Raw genomic sequence first — 3,080 nt, forward strand, 5'->3', positions numbered from 1 at the left:
AAATAAAAAAGTGGGAAGGCGTATTCAAAATTTTGTTGAATCCTGCAGATCATTTCTCAAATCATTTTTCCGGTCTGCTTATGGCTTTTTTCATTTTTTGACTACTTTTTCAAAGCATTCGAATATCCTGAAATGAAAAGATATAAAAAGAAACAATATTAATGAGGGGTGGCAAGATGAAAGATTTTCAAGCAAAAATGTTTAACAAAAAAGCATCTAATCCGAAAAATAAACCAGACCAAATTATAGAAGCTATTGGATTAAAGGCAGGTCAAACTATTGCTGATATTGGGGCAGGGGGAGGTTACTTTTCCCTGAAATTTGCCGAGATAGTGGGGGATGGAGGAAAAGTTTATGCAGTTGATACGAACCCGGATTTTTTAAAGTTTATCAGAAATAGTGCCAAAGAAAAAGGGGTGAACAATGTTATACCAACCCTTGCCAAGGAAGATAGATTAAATTTACTTGAAAGAAGTTTAGACTTTATATTTATTCGTAATGTAACTCACCATATACTAAATTGAGTAAAATATTTTAGAAATTTAAAAGATTTTCTAAAATCCGAAGGCAAGATTATCATCATAGAATATAAGAAAGGCAAAATTTTCACTTTTCGCGGAATATTTGGACATCATATTCCAAAAGAGGTTATTAAACAGGAAATGGAAGAAGCTGGATATTTATTTGAAAAGGAATTTGATTTTCTTCCAGAACAACACTTTGCGATTTATTTAAAGCGATGAAAATGAAAGATAGGAACATAAATGAAGGAAGATATGGGATGGAAGAAGGAAAAGAAGAAAAATTTATGGCGTCCCTTCGCCGACTCTTCGGATTGCTTCGCAGTCCTTGTCTCTATCGGGAACGTATAACATTCCTTCTCTTTTTCTTTTTGTTGTACCGACAGGCAATTTTCAAAAAAATTTAGAAAGTATATTATATGCATACCTTATTATATCCCAATGGGATGGGATGACGAAATGGATATAGAAGAAATATCCAACAAAATAAGAAATTTTCTCGAGGTAGAGATAAAAGTTTGTAGGGAATGCAAAGAGAACGCAAAGGGGCCTTTCGAATAGACTGCAAGCGCTCTTTAATGCTGTTCACCTCATACATAGTCCTATTGTCGTCCCATCAATTTTCCATATTCGAAGAGGTTGCCAGCCCTGTATATTTCCATCTGAACGTCCGACATTGGCTTGGTTTTTGCCACCTCGATTTTATCTTTTTTTATGCTTCCGGTCTCCAGATCAATTTCTATAACATCTCTGCTTTTCAGTTCTTTTTCAAATATGCCCGGGCATTCCAGCACGGCCAGTCCAGAATTTATTGCATTTCTTTTGTATATGGCTCCGAAAGATTCGGCCACTATTGCCCGTATTCCGAGAGATATAAAGCAGTCCACAGCCTGCTGTCGTGAAGAGCCTGCACCAAAATTTTTGCCGGCGATGATTATGTCTCCTTCCTTCGCTTTATCCGGAAAATCCTTCCAGCCTTCGAGGTTGCCCAAGGCATGTTTTCCCATTTCCGAAACCTCTGTTATGTGCAAATATCTGTTATGAAAAATCATATCGGTGTCGATGTCGTCAAGTCTCTTTCCATTCTCATCTGTTATGAGCCATATTCTTCCCTTGATGACTGCAGGCTTCAATTTTTCACCTCCAATGAATCCGGAGACGTAAGGCAACCTTTCACAGCACTTGCCGCAGCGGTGGCAGGGCTTACCAGGTATATCTCTCCAGGTCCCTGCTTTCCTTTATAATTTCTGTTTGTTGTCGAGAGTTCTATTTCGCTTTCGCCCACAAGGCCGGGCATTCCTTCTGCACATCCCCCACATCCCGGATTCGTGAAAACAACAGCACCTGCGTCAATGAATATGTCTACCAGTCCTTCTTTTATTACCATCGCCCAGACTTCTTTCGTTGCAGGTGTAATTCTGAGATTGATTCCTTTCTTCACCTTCCTTCCTTTAAGAATCTTTGCCGCAGCAAGCATATCCTCATATTTTCCATTTGTGCAGGAACCTATAAACACAGAGTCTATTTCCATGCCCTCGATATCGGAAACCGGACATACATTCGTTGGTTTTGGCGGCGAGGCTACCATGGGCTCAAGGTTTTCAACATCCACATCAACCTCTTTAACATAACTTGCATCCCTGTCTGCATATACGCCCTTGACACTCCTGCCAGTCCTTTTGCCGATAAAATCAAGAACTTCCTTATTCGGAGATATAAAGGCGATTATTCCGCCCATTTCTGTTGTCTGGGATGCGAGAGTTATCCTGCCGTCAATGCTCAATTTTTCTATTGCATATCCATAATATTCGGCGGCCATCCCGAGCATCCCCGAAGAACCCAGTTTTTTCATAACAGCTAGCGTTAAGTCACGGGGTGATGCAGGCCATTTATAGCCTCCAGTGACATTGATTTTCATGGTTTCCGGCACCTCAAACCACGTTTTTCCTGTTTTGAATGCGAACGCAATGTCAGTATCCCCCATGCCCTGCCCAAAAGCACCTATTGCCCCGAGAATGTTGTAGTGGCTGTCAGTTCCCACAGCCGTCGAGCCGGGCATAACAATGCCCTTTTCCATGAGGACGTGAGTTCCTATCCCTTCATCGACATCAAAAAGATTCATTCCCGTTTCTTTAGAAAATTTTCTGCATATTTGCTGATTTATCGCATATTTTATCGTCTTGGCCGGAACGCTCAAATCAAAAGTGAAATATGTTTTCTCGGCATTTTCAAGATAATTGCCGCTGTAATTTTTTTTCAGATGCTTGACAACATTGGCCCCTCCAAAATCCCTTGCTGTTCGGACATCCAGATCCAGCCATATGATATTGCCCGGTTTCACTTCCTCTTTTGAATGCCGCTGGAAAATTTTCTCGACTATGGTCTTTCCCATTATCCGAGTAATGGAATTGTGTATTAAAATGTTAACGCCCGTGAAATAGGGGCTACGCCCCTATAACCCCATTCCGCCTTCGTTCCTCGGCAAGCCCTCGCCCACAAGGGGCTCGGTCATGCCACATCTCACTCGGCGGTAAACACGGTTAGCCGTTGCTGTGAATC

General features: G+C 41.2%; 4 protein-coding genes. 2 read left to right on the forward strand and 2 right to left on the reverse strand.

Going from position 1 to position 3,080, the window contains the following annotated elements; genetic code table 11:
• Nucleotides 1-161 precede the first annotated feature (161 nt).
• Together U9O96_00155 and U9O96_00160 are read left to right on the forward strand one after the other, a co-directional pair.
• Nucleotides 162-524 (forward strand): class I SAM-dependent methyltransferase, encoded by a 363-nt coding sequence (locus U9O96_00155; protein ID MEA2053522.1) that lies wholly within the window; start codon nt 162-164, stop codon nt 522-524.
• 221 nt (nt 525-745) lie between these two features.
• The gene (locus U9O96_00160) at nt 746-928 is read left to right on the forward strand and encodes a hypothetical protein (GenBank protein ID MEA2053523.1); all 183 of its coding nucleotides are present in this window, start codon (nt 746-748) and stop codon (nt 926-928) included.
• A gap of 195 nt (nt 929-1,123) precedes the next feature.
• Here U9O96_00160 and U9O96_00165 read toward each other — a convergent pair whose 3' ends face one another.
• Both U9O96_00165 and U9O96_00170 read right to left on the reverse strand, forming a co-directional pair.
• On the reverse strand, nt 1,124-1,654 hold the full coding sequence (locus U9O96_00165) for a 3-isopropylmalate dehydratase (GenBank protein MEA2053524.1): 531 nt from the start codon (nt 1,652-1,654) through the stop codon (nt 1,124-1,126).
• Nucleotides 1,651-2,913, reverse strand: coding sequence for an aconitase/3-isopropylmalate dehydratase large subunit family protein (locus U9O96_00170; GenBank protein MEA2053525.1), 1,263 nt, complete (start codon nt 2,911-2,913; stop codon nt 1,651-1,653). The genes U9O96_00165 and U9O96_00170 overlap by 4 nt, the downstream gene beginning before the upstream one ends.
• Nucleotides 2,914-3,080: the final 167 nt, after the last annotated feature.

Source organism: Candidatus Thermoplasmatota archaeon, assembly GCA_034660695.1.
Taxonomy (GTDB): domain Archaea; phylum Thermoplasmatota; class E2; order UBA202; family DSCA01; genus JAYEJS01.